We start from the raw sequence: 22018 nt of genomic DNA, 5'->3' as shown, positions 1-22018 counted from the left end.
TGGATAACGTATCATAATTCCGCCTACAACTCCACCGACTTGCCCATCTCATTCCAGACAGGCTGTCCAATCAAGCCCACACGCCAGATTGCAATCCCTTTAAGTCCATAACGTTTGGCAAGTCCAACCTTGGAATTTACTGATGTTTCATTCTCACTGTATACGGAAATACCGAGAATCAGCTTATCCTTACTCACTTGCTGAAGTGCAAGCCGGATGCCTTCATCAACTAAACTCATCGGCTCTGGAATTTTTTTCTCTTGCAAATAATCATAAGCCATAATGACCAAATCGTCTGCGAGGCTTCCCAGCGTCTTGTAATCATAACCTTTATAAGAGCTGTTTAATGGATGAAGAATAACCGTGAGCTTAAGACCTGCTGCATGTGCTTTTTGAGACAAATTCTTCACAAAAGCATTGTAATCGGCTTGCACCTTTGCTTTATCTCCCGTTAAACCCAGTCCTTCGAGATCCAGTGTGATACCTTGGAATCCCTTTTGTGTAGCCAGATCAACGATTCCTGTAATCGTCTGCTCTTGAAGCGCTTTATCTTCCAGATTCTTCGTGAGCTCCGCTGCAGTGTCACCAGAAAAGACCATCAGATAAGGCGCTGTGCCACCTGCTGCTGCATTCGAGATAATAGACTCTGGGGTTACATCCCCAGCTGCTTGAGGCCATCTAAAGTCAGTGCCTGTCGTGGTGAATTGTCCACTTTTATCAATCCCGCTCCACCCAAAAGCTACAGCATCGAAGCTAGGAAGTAACGAAATTTCACTGTATGAGCTAAGCGCATAAAAGCCCAGCTTGTACATATCCGTCTTCGGTGAAGTGATCGATACCGTTTTGGTTGCTTGATCCCAAGCTACGCCCGCACCAAACTGCTGGCCGAAGAAGCTAAGTGGAATCATCGTGTTATTACGGATCGTTTGCGGGGCAACCCCTAGCTTCACAACTTCGCCGTTTACGCCTGCATTTTTACTACCAAGGGTCAACGTTACCACTTTAGTACCCGCTGTATCCGTCTTGGTCGCGGTAATTTTCTTAAGCGCTTGATTCCACTCTACGTTGATCCCCAGCGCTTCTGATATCGCCCGGAATGGAACCATCGTTGTTCCGTTCATCACAACAGGCTCTACTGGAAACGGCAGTGCATAACCATCCAGCACAATACTAACTCCACCTGCAAGGGCTGCTTGTGTAGTGTTTTGGAATAATGCCGTGGTGCCGCCTAGCGAAATCGCCAGACATAAAACCAATTTGCCAATCCGTTTGTTCATGACTGTTAAGTCTCCCATCTTCCATAATATGAAGTGTAATCTCTTAAACTCTTTATATGTCTTCTACCATTTTACCAAAGATTATCCAATTGTAAAATTAATAGATTGTCATCTATGAGCTTCGAAATTATTTTTCATATTAGTAGAGGTCGACAAAATTACATAAACACGCTCAAAAAGGTTCCCACTGCTCGTTCAACATCAACATCCACAGCAACTTGTATGGGTTTACCCACTTTTGGCAGAGCCCGCAAATCCGCTACGACCATTCCCGATGTAAACTCACCTTTGTGCTCCACACGAACATTCATTTCTTTATAGGTTACTAGATCTGGTTGCAGCGCAACCATAAGCGCGAGTGGATCATGCAGCGGTGCACTGTTAATCAAAAAGTTCGCTTCACGATAGAAATTAAAATAATGAGTGAGCGATTGTTCCATAAACGAAATGATCGCTTTATTCTCTTCACGTCCAAAACGGTTTAACAAATCGATATGCTCTTGGGTAATCCGCGTCTTAAGCGTAACGTCTAAACCCACCATCATAACGGGAAGTCCAGATGTAAATACATGATCTGCAGCTTCAGGGTCTCCAGCAATATTCGCTTCTGCAACCGGTGTTCTATTGCCGGGATTGAAGATCGTACCGCCCATCACCACTACTTTTTTCAAAGTATTCTTAATCCCAGGGTCCATATCAAGCGCCATCGAAAGGTTGGTTAGATGTGCCAGTGTAACTAATACAATTTCTCCGGGATTCTCATTAGCCATCCGAACAATAAACTCAGATGCAGTTTCGCTAATGGGACGCTGGCTGGATGGAGCAATTTCCACATTACCAATACCGTTCTCACCATGCACATGAGTGGCGTAGCCTGAGTGCTCACGAACAAGTGCCTTGGATGCTCCAATAGCTACAGGAATCTCATAACCAGGCTTAGCAAGCTCAATAAGTCGCAGTGAATTGTCCGCCGCCTTGTCGACATCAATATTCCCAAAAACGGTTGTAATTCCTTCTACAATTACATTTGGAGCGCGTAAGGCATACAAAATCGCCAGTGCGTCATCAATACCTGTGTCTGCATCAATAATAATTCGTGTTTTGCTCATTTATGTTCTCTCCCACCCTGCAATGTCGTATGGATTATCATATCACGGCCTACCCGTACGCTCAATTTTATTCATTTGCTGTTCTTTAAAAGTATGAATAAAGCTTTCAGGATCACACTCTACCAAATAAGTATATACACCCTTACTCGTGTACAGATAGAACATCCCCTCAGAACCTCCCATTGAGCGATAGGACATATCTAAAATATCTTTTATTGGAAATTCACGATGACGAGTCACGACTCTATCTTTGTACAAATACATTAAGCGATTGCATGTAATACTTCGTTGTTCTCCATCCTTAATTTCTCGCTGTATCTTATAATACGGAAGCTGAGCTACCCATTTCATTTGAAGTCCTCCTGCTTGACGTAATGGACTCCATTTTATTATTCTTTTTACCTTTTTGCAAAATAAAGAAGCTCGACGATCCCCTTAGAAGGAATCATCAAGCTTCAGGAATACCTTTTATTTCGCAGTATAAGCTACAGCTGCTCGGCAAAAGCGTTCCAGCGCTTCAACTAGAATAGATCTAGGACAAGCTAGATTGATCCGCAGATGACCTTGTCCCTCAGTTCCAAAGACAGAGCCTTCATTAAAAGCAACTTTAGCCTCTTTGTACATCAGCTGTTTAAGTCCATCTATATCCAGATTTAGACCACGGCAATCAACCCATAGCAGGTATGTGCCTTGTGGCTGCATCACTTGGACCTGCGGCAAATGCTCCGACAGATAGCTAATCGCATAGTCCACATTGCCGGACACGTACTCTAAAAGCTCATCCAACCATTCTTCTCCATCATTATAGGCAGCTTCTACTGCACCTTGGGCGAAGTAGCTAGCCATATGTAAACTCAAGGCTTTCATTTTTCGATCAAATTTAAGCTTCAATTCCGGATTGGAAGACACGATAAAAGAAGATTGTAACCCCGGTAGATTGAAGGTTTTGGTCGCGGCAAGTGTGGTTAGTGTAATATTCGCAATTTCCTCAGATAAGGATGCAAAAGGGATATGCTCATAACCTGGAAGCGCCAAATCACAATGAATCTCATCAGAGATTACGGTCACTCCATAACGCAGACAGAGCTCACCAAGCTTCAGCAGCTCTTCTCTTTCCCATACTCTACCACCCGGATTATGCGGACTGCATAAAAGCAGCAGCTTGGCTCCACCTTGCATCAGCCCTTCCAATTGCTCATAATCCATCTCGAAGCGTCCATTACGAATAACAAGCGGATTCTTGGCGACCTTGCGATCATTCATTTGGATGACGTCATAGAAGGGATAATAGACTGGCGACTGTAAAATAACCTCGTCCCCTGGCTCGGTAAACAGCTCTACAGCAAAACTTAAGGAGGTTACGATTCCGGGAGAATCCGAAATCCATTCCGGTTTAATTTCCCAATCATGCCGTCTTCTGAACCACGACGTGATAGCTTCTTTATAAGAGTCACTAGGTACACTGTATCCGTAAACCCCTTGTTCTGCGCGGCGCAGAATCGCTTCCTTCACTGCAGGAGGACTTTCAAAATCCATGTCTGCCACCCAAAGTGGCATAATATCCTTCTCACCAAACAACTTCTCGGACTGGTCCCACTTGTAAGAACGTGTATTACGGCGGTCAATTACGCGATCGAAATCATACTTCAATTAAAGTCACCTCATCCTTATAAACTTGTCCCTTATTGTATCATGAGGCGGAGGATATCGCACTCTGGATAAGAAAGAACGCACTTGTCGAAAGTGCGCCCTCCTTAACTCTTATACAACTACGTGTTATTGCAGCCACTCTTCCAAATGCGATGCCACAAATCCATCATCCACCAGATGGGGATAGTCTCTGCGCACTCTGTTGATTTCCTCCACTTGCCCCGGGGATAATCGTTCCTCCGGATTTAGACACCATAAGCCTTCAAGCAATCCTTGTTGGCGAAGTACTTCATGAATACCCGGGATACAGCCATGAAAATGATGCGCGGGATCAAATATCGCCGCATTGCTATCCGTCACTTCAGCCCCAAGCGTCAACCAATTGGATGCCAACGAGGGTTCACTTCTGACCTTTTTAATCTCATTAAGCAGCTGTACTGCTTTGCTCGTCCAGACTGCCCAGTGACCGAGTAGGCCGCCGACTATTTTTTTCTCAACGGGCTTGCCGTTCACCATAAATCGGAAGGTCGTGAGCAGATCGCTGACAATATTATCATCATTTCCGGTGTACAGAGCAATTTCTTCGCTACGGCTGGATTCAAGCACTGCTCTGACTACATCCAGCGTTTGATAACGATTGAACGGTGCCATTTTGATGGCGATTACGCCTTCTAATTCAGCAAATGCCTTCCAAAAATCAAAACTTAAAATCCGTCCTCCCACCGACGGCTGAAGGTAGAAACCAAATACCGGAATCACATCCGCCACTCTGCGTGTTCGTTCCAGCAGTTCTTCCTCGCTTAAGTCTTGCAAGCCTCCCATACTGAGCAGTCCTGATTCATAACCAAAGCTTGCAGCAAGGCGCGCTTCAAGAACAGCCTGCTCCGTCCCACCGCAAATACCCGCTACTTTCATGAAAGGTCGATCTAACTGAGCTCGTTCCACCTCTTCCGCAGCTAGACGTAACACAGGTTCCAGCAGCCCTACTTCTGGATTCCTGATCTCAAATTGAGTGGAATGCACGGCAACCGCGACTCCACCCGCCCCGGAAGCAACATAATATCGGGTAAGTGCCCGTTGACGTCGCTCATCCAGCTTGCGCTCTTTAGTTAAGGCGAGAGGATGTGCGGGAATAGCCAACCCATCATAAAGCGCGGCATGTAATTCCGAAGTCAAAGGTACTCTTGTCAGTGTCATTAATATTTGCCCTCCCGCTCCTGAAAATGCGTGGGTTTATTCCAGGTTTCTCCGCCTTGCCCTACCCAATCGCCAATCCAGTCGATCATTTCGGCCAGCGATACCCGCGGATAGCCAAAGGTAGCAGCGGCTTTCGCTGCATTACTTAACAGTGCAGTAGGTGCTTCTGCACCTGTAAAAATCGGCTCAATGCCTAACTTTCGGCCGAATTCATTCGCAGCCCAGCGCAGGGACAATGTCTCAGGCCCAGTAATGTTCATGACATTAGGTGGCGAACTGCAACGCAGCAGTGCTCGCAATGCGATTTCATTCGCATCCCCTTGCCAGATCACATTGGCATGACCCATTGTGATATCAATAGGAAGTCCCTCCCTGACCGATCGAGCAAGCTCCAATAACACACCATACCGCAGATCAATGGCGTAATTCAGCCGATAAATGAACGTCGGCGTTCCATTTTTATGAGAGAAATGTTCAAATACACGCTCCCGGCCCAGACAGGATTGCCCATACTCCCCGTTCGCGTTCGGAGAAGTTCTTTCCGTTGCGCCTCCTTGGCTGACCGGAGTAAAAGGGTAAACGTTGCCTGTCGAGAATACAACCATTCGTGAATTACGGAAACGTTCCGCAACGCGGCCCGGCAAATAGGCATTCATCATCCAAGTGAAATGCTCATTCCCGGTCGTGCCGAATTTATTCCCGGCCATATAGAGAATATTTTGGGTTTCAGGGAGTGCCTGCAGCGTCTTATCGTCAGACAAATCGGCGGAGATAATCTCGACCCCGGCCTCTTCAAGCTCTCGTCTCAGCTCTTTATTCGAGAAACGGGATACGCCGATCACTTTCTTGTTTAGCCCCGCTTGGCGAATTGCATTCACCGCTAGCCTTGCGAGACTAGGTCCCATCTTGCCCCCCACGCCTAGTAGCATAATATCTCCATCGAGCTGGCTAAGTTCCTCAATCAGTGCTGCGGACGGACTTGCCAAGCGCTCCTCCAACTCTTGAACGGTTCGCATCATTGAACTCTCCTCTCCATTGACTCAAGTTTGTTGCTTTTACCACAAAAGACCTCATAGCTTGATGTAATTGGACACGTTGCTAGTTGTAATTGAAAGCCGGGCTATCTGAGATTAGAAACTAGCTTGTTGTGATCGGAAACCAAGCTAACTACAATCGAAAGCTAACTAGCTACATTCACAAACTAGCTTGCTACAATCGAAAACTAACTCCCTGATTGCAGAATGTGCAATAGAATTTCCAAATTCATCGCTAAAAAATGAATCTATTGCACTTCATACATCAGATTCCTGCTATAAGCTCGTTTAGTGGTGATTACCTGAAATTTCATTGCACAAAATGCAATAGAATCAAAGTCCAGCCTCTCTAGAGCGGAATCTATTGCATAAAATGCAATCACTCAAAGCAAAGCAATCATCTCATTCAAATCAATTAAAGCAATAAACCAAACTCAGTCCAGCCTATCCAGTTCAGTCAAACAATCTAGTAAACTCATACTAACTTTTGTCTTAGTGTAGCTTAGGCGCTTACCTTGTAATCCGACGCTTGGTCTCATTCTCTTCCAACACCTACAGCCCTAAGCGCCTCGCGGAAATATCCAACTCAATTTTATCGCCATCCTGCACAAGGGTCGCAATTCCTCCGATAGCCACTTCCGGAGCCGCAAATACGTACGATTCGTGCGATATTTGCGACATGCGCGACACTTGCGATTCGTGCGAATCGTGCAATGCGTGCGATTCGTACACTTCGTACAATTTGTACAATTCGTGCGATATAAGTGTATTTCGTACACTTATAACAACTCCTGTTCCCGTAGATGGCAATTTAGTTGTACTATCTGCAATTAATAATCCAAAATGAGGCTAAAAACAGCGATTTGATAAGATTTAACTGTATGAAGTGCAATTAAAGTCCAAATGAGACGATTACGATATACTGTAGTTGTATAAAGTGCAGCTATTTTATCTTCACAAGCATTAGATTATTTGAGTCTCGGCTATTATTTGATGTGCACCGATTCCCTCTCGCTCAGCAACTCTTCTCTAAGCTCAACAGGGAGAAGAAAGTCAAAGTCACAACCGAGGTTCGCTTGAAGCACACGCTCATGAAACAGCAAGCCATACCCCCTGTCGTAGTGCGGCTTAGGCGCTTGCCATGAGAGCCTACGTCGTGCCAATTCTTCATCCGACACCTTCAGCTCCAAGCGCCTCGCGGAAATATCCAGCTCAATTTCGTCGCCATCCTGCACAAGCGTCAGCGTACCACCGACAGCAGCCTCCGGCGCCGCATGTACAATTAATGCGCCATAGGAAGTACCGCTAATCCGCGCGTCAGAGATGCGGACCATGTCGCGTATGCCCTGCTTCAGCAGCTTTTGTGGAATCGGGATTTGCCCGATCTCCGGCATCGCTGGAGCACCCTTCGGACCTGCGTTTTTAAGCACTAGCACACTGTTCTCATCCACGACCAGATCAGGATCATCGATCCGCTCATTTAGATCGGCCGGGCTCTCGAACACTACTGCGCGTCCGATATGCTTTTTGAGATGAGCGGATACAGCGGTTTGCTTGATCAGCGCCCCATCCGGCGCCAGATTCCCGCGCAACACAGCAATTCCACCTTGACTGTCCAGCGGCTCCTCCAAAGAACGAATCACATCTCTGTCCAGTGTCGATGCCTGAACCAGATTTTCTGTAACCGTTCTGCCTGTTACAGTCAAACAATCCCCATGCAGCAGCGGCTCCAGCTCCTTCATCAGCGCGGGTACACCACCTGCCTCGAAATACTCCTCCATCTGATATTTGCCCGAAGGACGCAGGTTCAAAATAAACGGGGTCTGACTACTGATCCGGTCAAATGTCTCTAAAGGCAGCTTCATCCCCAGCCGCTGGGAGATCGCTATAAGATGGATGATAGCGTTCGTCGATCCGCCGCTCGCCATCGTAACTGTGATCGCATTCTCTATCGCCGCCGCAGTCATGATGTCGCGGGGACGAATGCCCTGACGAACCAGCTCTACGATCTGCTTGCCCGTCCGCTCGGACATATGTCTGCGTCTGCTGTCCGGCGCCGGAATAGCCGCACAGCCCGGTAACGCCATGCCGATCGCTTCGGCGATCGAGGCCATAGTGCTTGCTGTGCCCATCACCATGCAGTGACCATCACTACGGCAAATTGCATTCTCTGCAACAGCCAGCTCTTCGTCACTTATATTTCCGGCTTTATGCTCCAGCGTAAAGCCATAACAATCCGTGCACGCTCCAAGGCTACGCCCGCCCAATCGGCCATTTAGCATAGGGCCACCTGTCAATACAATGGCTGGAATATTGGCGCTAGCGGCTGCCATCAGCTGAGCGGGTACCGTTTTATCGCAACCCCCAAGCAGCACTACCCCGTCAATGGGATGCCCCTTCATCATTTCTTCCGTATCCATTGCCATCAAATTACGCAGCAGCATCGTTGTAGGCTTCACATAAGGCTCACCAATCGAAATCGTCGGGAATTCCATCGGCACTCCCCCTGCCTGCCAAACACCACGCTTCACATAATCCACCAATTCATTAAAATGGGAATGGCATTTATTCAGCTCACTAAACGTGTTGCAAATGCCGATCACTGGCTTGCGGAGATCTTCTTCGGTGTACCCCATAGACTTCGTGAAGGAACGATGGATAAATCCCCATAAATCTTTTTCCTGAAAATAAGCCTCGCTCTTCAACTTACCGCCTGATTCAGCCACACTCTTCTCGCTGTCCCTGCACTCCGCCATAACCCCATCTCCTTTTAACAACCTCGCTTATAGACCAAGCATAAATGCTTCAGATAAAACCAATAATTTCCGGTGTTAGACGATGTATTATGTTCTCGATATATTTTTGCGGTATTTGTGGCAGCTTCGTTCCCTCCGCTAGATCATTGATATGGTACAGAGCATCCAGCATCTTCTGTGTCCCAAAGAACGGATAATCCGACCCAAACAATATTTTATCTTGAACCCCATATTCCATCGCAGATACCAGTGCATTATAAAATTGCCAAGGTCTACTTCCTAAAGCAGAAACATCCATATACAGATTAGGATGCTTGCGCACCAATGAAATACATTCATCAATCCATGGATGACCCATATGTGCCACAATCATCTTCAGCTTCGGAAAAGCACGGGCAATCGGGTCCAGCATCGCCGGCCTTGATGCATCCAGATAACCCTCCGGTACAAAAGAGGTTCCTTGATGCCAAAGAATAGGTACATCTAGCTGTTCTGCTTTGGCATAGAGGGCATAATGCCGGGGATCATCAGGATAAAAATTCTGATAGATAGGCGCAAGCTTCAGCCCTTTTAATCCCATCTCACGGATCGCAGTCTCAAATTCAGCAACACAATCCAGATGATTGGGATCTACGCTCGCAAAACCGAATAACCGATTTGGATCCGTACGACAGTAATCTGCGACATACGCATTCGGTACAACCAGTCCTGTTGCATGCGCTGCCATGGCCAATACGATAGCACCAGAGAATCCTTCCAAATTACTACGATGTTGCTCGGGGGTTGCTTCGATATTCATATTCGGTCCCCAAGCCCGTTTGATCGCCTCATCCGTAGGTCCTGAAACCATTCCCGGTCCAAACAAATGGGTATGACAATCGAAGATCATCCCTACTCCCTCCTATTCGCTAACCATCGTATTTGTAATGGCACCAAGCTTCTCAATCTGCACCGTGACCACATCACCAGCTTGCAAATAGACCTGATCCTCTGGAGGGTAACCCATCACTACGCCTTCTGGTGTTCCAGTCAGGATAATATCCCCCGGTGAAAGCGTCATACACTGGGATACATAGCTGACAACCTGCTTGCAATTAAAAATCATGTCCGAAGTGTTGGAGTTCTGACGCAGTTCACCATTCACCGTGCACTGAATATCGAGCTGATTGGGATCGCCTACTTCATCCGCAGTGACTAAGTAAGGCCCAATGGGTGAAAATTTATCGCAAGACTTTCCCGCTAGCCATTGACTCGTCCGCATCTGTAAATCTCGCGCCGACAAATCATTAGCCGTACAATACCCGAAGACATAATCCAGTGCATCTTCCTCTGTCACATATTTCGCGGTTCGTCCGATGACGATGCCAAGCTCTGCCTCGTAGTCCACCTTCTGGCTGTTCCTCGGAAGCGGAACCTCTGAGCCATGTCCGGTTAGTGTATTGTTAAACTTATTGAACAGGATGGGATATTCGGGAATAGCCATCCCAGTCTCTTCCGCATGCCGGCGGTAATTCAGACCAATACAGATGATTTTGCCAGGATCAGTAACACAGGGACCGAATACTAATTCATCTTCCTGCTTCAGCCAGGATGGATTCACTTCTCCTTCAGGCAGCTCATTCACAAAAATCCTCAGTTGGTTAAGTGCATCCTCCCCACCATCAAGCAATTGCTTAACCGTTACTGGAACCTCCGTCCGAGTGGATAATGCAGTCTGTGCCGCCTCAATATCCACCACACCATGGTCGGTTAGAACGCCCATATGATCATCTTCTTTTTGCAAAAAGGTAACTAGCCTCATCTATAACACTCTCCTTCACTTTATGCATTTTTTCCGAAGACAAGGCCACCATCCACATATAGCGGCGAACCCATTACAAACCCGGACTCATCGGAAGCAAGAAATAGTGCAGCTCGTGCCACATCCTCAGGTTTGCCAAGCTCACCGCTAAGCTGTCTACGCTTAATGGCCGCAACCGAAGCCTCTGGATCCAAAGAAGTCTTCAAATAACCTTCTACAAACGGAGTCATAATCGTACCTGGTAGCAGCACATTTACACGAATGCCGTAAGATGCATAATCAACCTGCATCGCTTTAGTTAAAGATAGAACAGCTCCCTTAGAAGCACTGTAGGAAGCTCGCTCTGCGACTCCGATTTCGGCGATGCCAGAGGACATATTAATGATAGAACCCTTCTTGGTCTTCATCATATAAGGGAGGACAGCCTTGCAGGTTAAGAACACACCCGTCACATTAACCCGCATGACCCTCTCCCATACTTCCTCGGAAACCTCATGCACAGTACCTACGCCACTGATCCCCGCATTATTAAAGAGCACATCGATACGTCCAAAAGTATTAAAGACTTGATCAGCCATCGCGGTAGTACTGCTAGCATCGGTTACATCACAGGGTATGAACATCGCATTTCCAACCGTCGCCTCTATTTCAGTGACAGCGGCTTTTCCTGAATCCTCTTGGACATCGGCAATGATTACTGTCGCTCCTTCTGAAGCGAATAGTGCGGCCGTGCTTTTTCCAATCCCCGAGCCTGCTCCGGTTATAATGACGATTTTATCTTTGAGTCGCATCGCTTCGCCTCCTCATCTTACTCCTTAGCCTGAAAGTTTCCGGGCAGCAAGCCACTCACTCCGGGCTTAACCATAAACAAACCGCCTGCAAACGGATAATCACGTAACTCTTTCTCGTGCATCCCTATCCTTGCAGTTGTAATGTAGAGTTCCGTTAGATCACTGCCTCCAAAAGTACACGAGGTCACCAGTGGTGCTGGAACTCGAATGAGTCCAAGCTGCTCACCCGTCTCCGGGTTCCATCGTGATACACAGCCGCCGCCCCAGTGGGCGACCCAAAGCATGCCTTCACTATCTATTGTCATTCCGTCCGGATAGCCAGTTGTTGTAGGAATTCGGAACGCTAATCTTCGGTTACTTATCCTTCCAGACTTTTCCTCGTAATCAAATACATCCACTTGCCTAGTCGGCGTATCAATGTAATACATCTTGCTGTGCGAATAATCCCAAGCCATACCATTCGAACAGCCGATGCCAGATAACACTTGGCGAGCGAAGCCGCCAGACTCCACGACATAGAAGCCTCCGTCTTTCGGCTCATCATCCATACTCATCGTCCCCACCCACAGTCGGCCTTGTCGATCGCATTTGGCATCATTTGCTCTGTTGCGTGGAAGATCCGCTTCTATTGAAGTCAGCAGCACCGGAGATCCTTCAGTTTGAGAAAGGTAGACCCCATCCTCCATAGCCAATAGAAGTCCTCCTGTTGTCGTAGGAATAACTGCACTGACCATTTGGTCGAAAGAGCGAACTACTTCACCACCAGTGATCGGGTCGTATATTCTAAGCTTCTTACCCGTTATATCGACCCAATACAACTGTTTGGATTCGGCATCCCAATGCGGCCCTTCACCAAGCTCAGCCTGAGCATCAATCATCAATTCTGCCTGAATTTCTGTAATTTCCAATACGTTCACTCCTTCTTCTATTTACAGCTCACTACCATTAGCCAAATGTCCACCATCCACACGAATGGTTTCTCCCGTTACATAGGAGGCTTCATCAGAAGCCAGAAAAAGAAATACATTGGCAGCTTCCCTTATCGTTGCCGCCCGCTTCATCGGAGTATGCTCCGAATAAGCCGGGAGCTTCGAAGCTTCGCGCAGCTTGCTGTCGAGGGGTGTATCCACAAATCCCGGTGCTACTGCGTTTACCCGGATCCCATAAGCCGCCAGCTCCACTGCCATCGATTCGGTTAGCAGTATAACAGCAGCCTTAGAAGCATTGTAATGCGCGAGCTCCGAGCTTGCTGATAGACCATTTTTGGAACTCATATTTATAATGGCGCCTCCGCCACCCTGAGAAATCATTTGTCTCGCTGCAAGCTGACCTATTAAATAAACCGCCCTTACGTTGATATCAAATACTGCATTCCAATGCTCAACCGAGATGTCGAGAAAGTGTTCACGAAAGGCGATTCCGGCATTGTTCACTACAATATCTATCCCACCGAACCTTTCAAAGGCTTGGGCAACAGATTGTTCTAACTGTGAGACATCGCGAAGATCACATATCTCTACTGCAGCTTTTTCACCATAATCCTTCAAGTTTTCAAGTACAATAAGAAGCTCACCCTCACTTCGGTCCAGCAACACCACCTGAGCGCCTTCTTCCAGAAATCGATGGGCGATTCCAAGTCCAATCCCTCTTGCTGCACCTGTGACCAATGCTCTTTTGCCAGCCAGCCTCATGTATATCACTCCCTCGGACCTTGTTCAGAGCACACCATATTTATCGTAGACCTGCCGCAAGGTATATCCTTCGAGCAGTTCATCCCGTGTATTATTCTCGCGAGTCACCTTATCCATGGCTAATTGGAACACTTCATCGATGATGGCGCCCGGAATCACAACGATACCATCACGATCACCAAAGATTACATCTCCGGGATGGACCATTACGCCACCGCATAACACCGGAATGTCATAGTCGATAACAATTCCACGCCCTTGAGAATCAACAGGTTTGGTCCCGGTAGCAAAGACAGGAAAACCAAGCTCCAGAATTTTAGCAGTATCACGGATTAGTCCATCTACAATGGCTCCGCGGCCACCTCTCATTTTGGAAGCCGTAGACAATAGCTCTCCCCACAGTCCGTTCTGCCGCGATTCATTCGTACAGCCGATGACAATCTCACCGGGCTTAACGCTGTCCACCGCCTCAATCTCCTTCGTGTAAGGATCTTCCGGCAAATGATGAATATCCACAGATAGAATGGTCTTTGCTCTTCCAGCAACGATCCAGGTAGGATCTATCGGGTTGATATTTTCCCGCATCACCTGATTACGATAGCCCAATTGATCCAACGTGTCAGAGATTACCGCAGAGTAGAGCTTTTCACACATGCTATCGAACAATTCCTGATCCTTCATAGGCGGTTCCATCCTCCTCAAAGTTTTGTACTTACAGCATCCTCATTTAATTAAACGCACGGGTTGGCCTGCATGAGCAGATTGATAAGCGGTAAGTGCAACCTCTGTGGATCGGAGTCCATCTATTCCTGAAATCGGTACCTCCACCCCTTCTAGAAGCGCCTGTACAAAAGCCTTCAGCATCAGTTCATTCATGTCATCTCCCCAGAAGGTCCAGTTCCCTTTGCCAGATGCTCTTCCGTATACATTGTTTTTTTGGTTAAAAGCATCTATCGAGATGACACCTTTAGTTCCAATGATTTCCAGGGTCACATCCCCCCATGTGGGAAAGCCGGGATTGCGTGACCAGCTAGGATCCAGCACTCCGAACACACCATTCTCAAAAGTTACATGCACCATTCCAGCATCATCGATCGTCCGCTTGCACTCTGAATCAAATAAGGTATCCGCATAGGCATACACCTGTTCTACAGAAGAACCAGAGAACCAGTTCATCAGATCCATCACATGCACAGTGTGATCTAGAACAGCACCGCCTCCCGATAGGGCTTCATCAGAGAACCATCTAGGTCCCGGAAAAGAACCTCTGTTAGTTCCTTTAAAAGCGATAATTTCACCAATATCGCCGCGATCTAGTGATTCCTTAGCCCGCACAACCGGAGTGAGGAAGCGGCAAGGAAAGGCTGTCATAAGCTGTACTCCCTCTTCAGAGCAGACCGAAATCATGCGTTGCATTTCTTCAACTGACAGACCTAGCGGCTTCTCGCACAGTACATGCTTGCCCGCTCGGGCTGAAGCGATGGTTAGCTCAGCATGATAGACATTTTCTGAGCAAATAATTACGGCATCTATATTCGCATCTTCCAGAAGTTCCTTGTAGTTAGCATAATAGGGAATCGAATGACGTTCTGCGAGCGCCTGTGTGCGCTCTGGCACCTCATCAGCAATTCCACTGACCGTCACTTCAGACATGTGCAGTAAACTTGCCAAATAGTCAAAAGCATGCGCATGCGCGAAACTGATCATGCCAATATTCAAACGGCTCATTAAATATCCCCCTTCACTTCAAGCTTCACCGGTTGATGGGTCATTGCCGATTGCTGAGCGGCTTCAGCCCAGCGTACAGCTTCCAGCGCATCCTGCGCAGTGACTATCGGCTCTTCCTCACTTGTTAGACAGCTTAGAAAATGCTCCAATTCCAAATAATACGGATCCTTCAGCAGCACACTCGAGGGCGTCTCCACAAATCCCGATGTAGAGCCCGTCGTTATCGACTTGCGAATATGCAGACTTTCGCCATCCCCGGTTCCGCCTGAGATGATTCCTTCCGCATCCGCATATTCAAAAGAGGAGTGAAACGGCCCTGGATACCCCCAAAATGCCTCAAGCTGTGCAATGGTTCCATTCTTGAACCGGAAAGTGGCTGAAGCATAATTTATGTCTTCCGACTGGTGCTGGAACGCATATACTTCACGGGCTTCACCAAAAGCCCCACGAATGTAGTCAATGTCGTGAATCATTAAATCTATAATGACGCCACCGCTAAGAAATGGATCCCGAAACCACGCTTGCACGTTTCCGGGATGTGAACCCGCCCGTTTAGCATGGTATATTCCGCCTTGAACACTGCCAAGCTGCGTTATTCCCTCCGCAAGCTGTCTGTAAGAAGGAAAGAAACGAACGACATGGCCCACAAACAAACGTACACCGCGCTCGTTGCAGTAACGAATTGCTTCTTCCGCTTCCTGCGAAGTGAGTGCGAGCGGCTTCTCACAGATCACATGCGCACCATGGTCAGCCGCAATCCGTACCAGTTCTACATGCAAATAGGTCGGCACAGCAATACTGACCACCTCTGGCTTTACCTGCTCGAGCATTTCTTGTACAGATGTAAAATAGCTAACGCCCACTAAATTTCCTAGCACCTCAGCGGCTTTTTCAACGATGTCACATACGGCTACAAGCTCAGCTTCGGGCATGGACTTGTAGCGATCCGCATGAACAGTCCCCATGCCACCGCATCCAATCACTGCTGTCCTAATCAATACACTACACTCCTTTCAGATTGTGCTTTCCTTTACAGACGAACATCAGCACCGCTTACCCGGCTTTCGTTGGCCGCTTCGATGAAGCGAATCAACTCTAGTGTTAGGGAAGATCGTACCGGCGGAGAGTCCCCTCGCGCCATAGCTATAAATTTCTTCAGTAATTGCTGGTATCCTGCGTTGTAATTTGCTCCGAGCGCGTTAATTCCGTTACTCCCTCGTTCACGGTGCAATACGATATAGAAATCAGAGCCGCCTGTACGGTTTCCGCGGATCGTCCCGATTCGCCCGTCCTTCCACTGGCCGACTACCCATTCTTGCGTATCGTTACTGACGGCACGTACGCAATGGCAACCTTCTCCAAGGGCGGCATATAACATCTCAGCAGCGTGTATGCCATACCAGAATAACCCCGGTTGTGTCGGCTGTAGATCGAGTGGTCCAGTACAATCCGCACCTAGAATAGCACCTGCACTTTCATCCTCTAAGAGGGCTACCAGTGGTCCACCGAAACGTAGCATAGAGCTGGAGAAAAATGGCGTTCCGTACCTCTCCGCCAATTCCACAATCATCTTCGCATCTTCAGAAGAAACCGCTAACGGCTTGTCAATGAATACCGGCTTTCCGTAAGGAGCCAGCACCGCAAATTGTTCCTTGTGCACTCTCCCATCTACAGAAGTCAATAGAATCGCATGAGATCTCTCCGCAACTTCTTCTATAGAATCGAGCAATTCAACCCCATAGCGCTCCTGCAATTCACTGCTAATCGGTCTCACACGTGAATAGCTTAGCTCGAAATCAAGAGAACCCCCCGGATAACCGCAGTGTAACCTGCCACCCGGAATATAAAGCGGATGAGATTCATCATTTAGCAGCGCCGCGAAAATCCTGCTATGCGAAGTGTCCATTCCTACCATACCGATCTGCAGCTCTTCCATTTCAACAACACCTCTTATTCGGTTGACAGCCCCATGGAGTGATCTACTTATTTAAGAATTAAACGTTCTTCTCTGAATCGCTCAAGTAGTTCCATGTATTCTTTTCCCACTTGTTCGATGCTGTAAGTAGTTCTAGCTTTCTGTTCTCCCAATGACTTCAAGCCTTCCCTCAGACTATTCTGCTCCAGCAGTGCGCTCAATCTGTCCACACACTCCTCTTCATTGCCTGATTCGTATAGGGAAACACTTAACGGACCATCCAATAATTCAGGCAACGCCCCTACACTCGGAACCACTACCGGACACCTGCAGGCCATCGCCTCCAGTACGGTCATCCCAAAAGATTCATTGGTCGTGGTACTAATATATAACCCACCATTCTGCGTAACCGATGAATAATAGCGATGCATCTCATCGTAATCCACTTTGGGAATCCACTTGAAATACTTAATCCCCTGCTGTTCCACCTTTACCATCAGCTGTTTCTTGATCTCATCGGGAGCAGTATATCCCCCAACAAGCATAAATTGCAGCTCTGGCATCTTGGCATTCAGCTTTCCAGCAATGTTCAAATAGGACGACCAGTTCTTGTGATCATCCAGTTTACCCACCCACAAAATAGTGGCAGGCTCCTGCTCAATACCCGCTTCATATCGGAACAAATCAGTATCCAGGCAATTATTAATATGATAAGCACCCGCTATGCCGATCCCGTCCAAATAATCCTTCATGTAAGCGGAGGGAGTGATCACATAGTGAAAAGGCAAACTATCTTTCGTTGCAGCCAACTTCTGTAGGGGTTCGGAATAGGTGGTATGTACCTCATGAATAATAACCTTTCCCTCTTGTACAGGCTCAAGCGCTTCATACAGCTCGTAAGTATCAATAGTAATAATGACATCGAAATCATAGACTTCCATGTAGCTCTTAATCTCTTCAACCGTCCCCAGAATTCGGACATGCTCGTATCCATCAAAAGCGCTTGCCCCGCCGTAATCTTCCAAAAAAGCAAAATGCACTTCCGAGTGGTGCCGCAAAAATTTAAGTCTATTTGCAAGTTGAGTGGTTACCCCACCTAGAATACAGAATTTATAAAAATATAAGATTCTCATCATCCCTCACCCTTCGCCAAGGATAGTGCAGACCTTACTTGTGCATCCGATACAATGCTGTAGTTCTTGCAAAAAACAGATCACCCTCACGGTCCATCGTCAGAAGCCGCGCATCGTCATTCAACACCTCAAGCTCCTTACTCCGCACATCAAACTTGAACAAGCGATTCATCGACACGCCGTACAGCATGCCTTCCTTGTAGAGCAATTCATTGCCGCTACGCCAAAAATGAGTCACATCATTCCAGTCCATGGAGAACAAAGAGTAAGTCTTTACAGTAAGCTTAAGCTGTGGATCGAACCGAAATAACTTACCTGCCGTCAAACCCCAAAGATGCCCTGCATCATCTAGAACCAAAGCAGAAATAGCCCTTTCCCCTTGCACCGGTATACCTTCCCATACTTTGCAGCGCTTCTCTAGATCCCAAATCATTAGAGAGGCATCCGCACGCTGAGGAGCAATCCCAAGTCCACCCCAGACGGACCCTCCAGCAAACAATAGCTGATCTCTACAGGTCAAGGACACCACACTCTGCAGCGGCAAAAGATTTCTAAATACCTCACGCGCACCGCTCGCAGGATTGTACAGTGTCAACGCTCCTCCATGCCGACCATAGGAAGGAACCGTTCCAATTGCCAGTTCTTCTCCCGCCCAAGCCCAAGCAAAAGGGCGGTCCTGCTCCTCTTCCTGTAAGGAAAATAGCAGCTCTGGATTCTCTCCCGGCTTCCAATCTTCATTCGGGTCATATTTGAAAATATTCGCTCGCGGATATACACCTAGATAAAGACAATCGCTCCCAGCAAGCATACCTTCCGTCTGACCAATGCCCCGATATGAAATGATCTCGTCGGCTGCCTTATCGAATCTGGCCAGCCCACCTGCGAAATACCCTCCGATATAGAGAGCATCATCAGGTCCATAGGTCATAGACTGCAAATGGACCGATTGACCTTGCAGGCCGAAGTCTTTGACCGTATACCGATCCGTCGCCGGATCGTAAATCCAGCAACTCCCGTCCCTGTATACACCCGTTAAGCAGCGCTCTTTCCGATTTAGAGCATGGTTATTCAGCCAGCTATAATCACCTGCCGGCTCCGGCATAACTAGTGAAGTAACGAACAGGCTTCCAGTCCGGACATCATAACGCTGCAAATAGTCATCTTTAATGAAATACACATTTCCCAGCTCATCCGGCGGCGAAACACTAAGTCCACTCACATGATCCAAAGTGTCTCCCCACTCCTGCAGTTCCAGATCATAAATGCACAACCGTGCAGACGGTGTAATTCGAGCAAAAAGCTTGCCCTGAACGATGTTCAAGTCATACACCAGTTGCTCGCTTTTACATTCATCTGGTAGCCTGATTTCCGAGCGTTCTCCCGTCTCCGTATCCAGTACAACAATATGTGGGGTTTGTGTACCAACTCCCACATAGAGCTTATCGTTCCATGCTTCCATAGAACGCGCATACTGTTCTCCAGCTACCATAGCACCGTAATCCCTAAACACTCCTGTCGCTGGGTCATACTGGAACACTTTCCCCCCAGGATAACATCCCCCATAGATCCTGCCTTGCGTATCTGCTGCCAACCGCCACGTATAGAATTCACCGGGAATCATCTCACCCAGGTTCTCCACACCATTCTCATGAGTGTACCTGTACAAAATGCCACTTCCCCCGATATATACTCCGCTGGTTGTTAAGACTACACCCCAGCAATGATCCGAGCCTTCCAGCGCATACCGTTCCACCGCTTGTTCACCACTCGGGTCTAGAACAAATAAGATACAAGGACTTCCGGAAGAAACAGCGTAGATCCGGTCTGCCCCTTGCCATGTTCCATAAGCTGAGGCCCAAACCGCCAGACCATTCAGTGGTTCACCGATCCGCAGCGCCTTCATCTGCTCCCGCCTTCTTTCGTCAGCTGTTCCTTCACCTTCGTTTCACATCCAGAGACTGCTGCAGGATAAGCTAAGACCGCTCCCAACAGATCCACGGGGTCCTCTGCATAACGCCGAAAGGCTTCTTCACAGCGTTCAACCGGGAATATCGCGCTAATCAACGGCTTCACCTGAATGTCCCCTTCAGAGATTAAGCGAATATATTCAGCCATATTACGACCTTCCGTCCACCGCACGTAGCCGTAAGGATAGTCGATCCCCTTCCGCTCATAAATAGGATCATATCGTCCGGGACCTCCGGCTCTAGAAATCAGCACTTGGGCTTCCTTACCGAACATCAGATCACGAGAGAAATCAGGCTTAACATCTCCAACCAACAGTACCTTGCCGCGATCCCGTACCCACTCTAGCGCTTGATCAATAAGGTCTCCGGTTTTACCTCCGGCACATACAATAACTGCATCTGCTCCCATGCCCTCCGTCAGGTTAGCAAGATGTTCCTTAACCTTCTCCGGGCTAGTAGCGATATGTCTAATTCCAAGGTGCTCAGCCATCTCACAGCGCTCTGCAAGCAAATCATAGACGATCACCCGGCATCCTGCCGCCTTAGCAATTTGAGCAATCAACTGCCCAAGAATTCCGGCACCGATCAGCACAAGTGTCTCCCCAAACTGCGGTGCAACCTGCCTTACTGCATGTACTGCAATGGCTCCAAGCCCTACTGTTGATGCTTCCTCTGAACTAACATGGTCAGGAATGGGCACCATCAGATGCTGAGGCATTAGCAGCCATTCTGCATGCTTCGCATAAGGACCGCCGTAACAAGCTACCCGAAGACCCTCAGGCCAGTGCTCCATTCCTTTCCCACGTGTTCGGATTACACCTGCTGCACTGTATCCAAGTACAATTTGTTGCGTACGGTGCAGGCCATTCATCATCATTTCCGTTCCGGGGCTAATCGCCGAATATTCAGTCTGGACTAGTACAAATCCATCTTCAATGACTGGTGTCAGAACATCCGACATGCGAATCTGTCCTTCCTGAGATATTACCGCCTTCATATGTCTTCTCCTCCCGACTGCTTCAGAAACGATTCCGTCACATGCAGCATCTTCTCTATGGGTGTTACTCCTTCAACGCACCGATCATTACGCCTTTTACAAAATATTTCTGTAAAAATGGATAGATCATCAGAATGGGAACGGTAGCAATGATTATCGTAGCGAATTTAATAGATTCACTGATCCGAAATACCTCATCTTGGGTAACACCTGCCAGCATATTTTGCGCAGAGGATTGAATCAGGATTTCCCTCAATATCAATTGAAGCGGGAACAAATTCCGATCCTGTAAATAAATCATGGCCGAGAACCAACTGTTCCAGTGGCCTACCGCATAGAAGAGGGTCATCACCGCCAGAACCGGCATGGAGAGCGGAAGCACGATCCGCAGTAAAATTCTGAAATCGTGGGCGCCGTCTATCTTGGCAGACTCTATCAAACTATCAGGGATAGACTGAAAGAAAGTCCGCATCACTATCAAATTGAAGGCACTAACCGCACCAGGCAACAGCAGTGCCCACCGTGTATCATACAAGCCAAGCTCACGGACATTCAGATACGCCGGAATTAAGCCACCACTAAAAAACATCGTGAACACAATAAAAGCCATTATGACATTTCTCCCCTCCAGATTCTTTCTGGACAGAGGATAGGCACCAAGTGTAGTAAGCACCAGATTAATCAACGTACCGACAATGACATATAAGAAAGTATTTCCGTAAGCCGTCCATACTCGCGTATCCTCAAATACCAGCTTGTAAGCATCCAGATTAAAGCCGATCGGAAAGAAGCTTACCTTCCCCGCAGCAATAGCATGAGCATCGCTGAATGAGGAGACCAGCACGTACCACATCGGGTACAGGAACAGGAAAGAACACAAGATTAGAAACAGCACATTGCAGCTGTCGAAAATGATTTCACCCATACTGCGTTTCACAACCATTGTCTACCCTCCTAAAAATCGTACAAAAC

General features: G+C 47.7%; 20 protein-coding genes. All 20 read right to left on the bottom strand.

Annotated features, from left to right (window positions below; all coding sequences use genetic code 11):
• Positions 1-23: 23 nt before the first annotated feature.
• Positions 24-1277 (bottom strand): stalk domain-containing protein, encoded by a 1254-nt coding sequence (locus MKY99_RS09700; RefSeq protein ID WP_339270168.1) that lies wholly within the window; start codon positions 1275-1277, stop codon positions 24-26.
• 158 nt (positions 1278-1435) lie between these two features.
• Positions 1436-2386, bottom strand: coding sequence for a nucleoside hydrolase (locus tag MKY99_RS09695; protein ID WP_339270167.1), 951 nt, complete (start codon positions 2384-2386; stop codon positions 1436-1438).
• A 42-nt stretch (positions 2387-2428) separates the two neighbouring features.
• Entirely contained in the window at positions 2429-2737 is a 309-nt protein-coding gene (locus MKY99_RS09690; protein WP_076283228.1) for a hypothetical protein, read from the bottom strand.
• Between the two features lie 117 nt (positions 2738-2854).
• Positions 2855-4036, bottom strand: coding sequence for a MalY/PatB family protein (locus tag MKY99_RS09685; protein WP_339270165.1), 1182 nt, complete (start codon positions 4034-4036; stop codon positions 2855-2857).
• Between the two features lie 126 nt (positions 4037-4162).
• Positions 4163-5233, bottom strand: coding sequence for a dihydrodipicolinate synthase family protein (locus tag MKY99_RS09680; protein WP_339270163.1), 1071 nt, complete (start codon positions 5231-5233; stop codon positions 4163-4165).
• Positions 5233-6249 (bottom strand): NAD-dependent epimerase/dehydratase family protein, encoded by a 1017-nt coding sequence (locus MKY99_RS09675; protein WP_339271575.1) that lies wholly within the window; start codon positions 6247-6249, stop codon positions 5233-5235. The genes MKY99_RS09680 and MKY99_RS09675 overlap by 1 nt, the downstream gene beginning before the upstream one ends.
• Before the next feature lie 1004 nt (positions 6250-7253).
• Positions 7254-9023, bottom strand: coding sequence for an IlvD/Edd family dehydratase (locus MKY99_RS09670; protein ID WP_339270161.1), 1770 nt, complete (start codon positions 9021-9023; stop codon positions 7254-7256).
• A 49-nt stretch (positions 9024-9072) separates the two neighbouring features.
• Positions 9073-9912, bottom strand: coding sequence for an amidohydrolase family protein (locus MKY99_RS09665; RefSeq protein WP_339270159.1), 840 nt, complete (start codon positions 9910-9912; stop codon positions 9073-9075).
• Between the two features lie 12 nt (positions 9913-9924).
• A complete protein-coding gene (locus MKY99_RS09660) occupies positions 9925-10824 on the bottom strand; it encodes a fumarylacetoacetate hydrolase family protein (RefSeq protein WP_339270158.1) in 900 nt (299 codons plus the stop codon).
• A gap of 20 nt (positions 10825-10844) precedes the next feature.
• Positions 10845-11615: an SDR family NAD(P)-dependent oxidoreductase gene (locus tag MKY99_RS09655; RefSeq protein WP_339270156.1), complete on the bottom strand. Its 771-nt coding sequence runs from the start codon at positions 11613-11615 to the stop codon at positions 10845-10847.
• A gap of 17 nt (positions 11616-11632) precedes the next feature.
• A complete protein-coding gene (locus MKY99_RS09650) occupies positions 11633-12523 on the bottom strand; it encodes an SMP-30/gluconolactonase/LRE family protein (protein WP_339270154.1) in 891 nt (296 codons plus the stop codon).
• A 21-nt stretch (positions 12524-12544) separates the two neighbouring features.
• Positions 12545-13306 (bottom strand): SDR family oxidoreductase, encoded by a 762-nt coding sequence (locus MKY99_RS09645; protein ID WP_339270153.1) that lies wholly within the window; start codon positions 13304-13306, stop codon positions 12545-12547.
• A gap of 24 nt (positions 13307-13330) precedes the next feature.
• Positions 13331-13987 (bottom strand): RraA family protein, encoded by a 657-nt coding sequence (locus MKY99_RS09640; RefSeq protein ID WP_339270151.1) that lies wholly within the window; start codon positions 13985-13987, stop codon positions 13331-13333.
• A 42-nt stretch (positions 13988-14029) separates the two neighbouring features.
• Positions 14030-15034 (bottom strand): Gfo/Idh/MocA family oxidoreductase, encoded by a 1005-nt coding sequence (locus MKY99_RS09635; protein WP_339270149.1) that lies wholly within the window; start codon positions 15032-15034, stop codon positions 14030-14032.
• On the bottom strand, positions 15034-16032 hold the full coding sequence (locus MKY99_RS09630; RefSeq protein WP_339270148.1) for a Gfo/Idh/MocA family oxidoreductase: 999 nt from the start codon (positions 16030-16032) through the stop codon (positions 15034-15036). Before MKY99_RS09630 ends, MKY99_RS09635 begins: the two co-directional genes overlap by 1 nt.
• A 32-nt stretch (positions 16033-16064) precedes the next feature.
• The gene (locus MKY99_RS09625; protein ID WP_339270146.1) at positions 16065-16970 is read right to left on the bottom strand and encodes a Gfo/Idh/MocA family oxidoreductase; all 906 of its coding nucleotides are present in this window, start codon (positions 16968-16970) and stop codon (positions 16065-16067) included.
• Positions 16971-17017: 47 nt separating this feature from the next.
• Entirely contained in the window at positions 17018-18085 is a 1068-nt protein-coding gene (locus tag MKY99_RS09620) for a glycosyltransferase family 4 protein (RefSeq protein ID WP_339270144.1), read from the bottom strand.
• 31 nt (positions 18086-18116) lie between these two features.
• A complete protein-coding gene (locus MKY99_RS09615; protein WP_339270142.1) occupies positions 18117-19985 on the bottom strand; it encodes a WD40 repeat domain-containing protein in 1869 nt (622 codons plus the stop codon).
• Entirely contained in the window at positions 19982-21046 is a 1065-nt protein-coding gene (locus MKY99_RS09610) for a zinc-binding alcohol dehydrogenase (RefSeq protein WP_339270140.1), read from the bottom strand. The genes MKY99_RS09615 and MKY99_RS09610 overlap by 4 nt, the downstream gene beginning before the upstream one ends.
• Positions 21047-21110: 64 nt before the next feature.
• Entirely contained in the window at positions 21111-21989 is an 879-nt protein-coding gene (locus MKY99_RS09605) for a carbohydrate ABC transporter permease (RefSeq protein ID WP_339270138.1), read from the bottom strand.
• Positions 21990-22018 lie beyond the last annotated feature (29 nt).

Source organism: Paenibacillus sp. FSL R5-0470 (assembly GCF_037975205.1).
Classification (GTDB): Bacteria; Bacillota; Bacilli; order Paenibacillales; family Paenibacillaceae; genus Paenibacillus_AQ.
The sequence above is the reverse complement of the archived record's forward strand: the minus strand, read 5'-3'. Positions and strand labels throughout refer to the sequence as shown.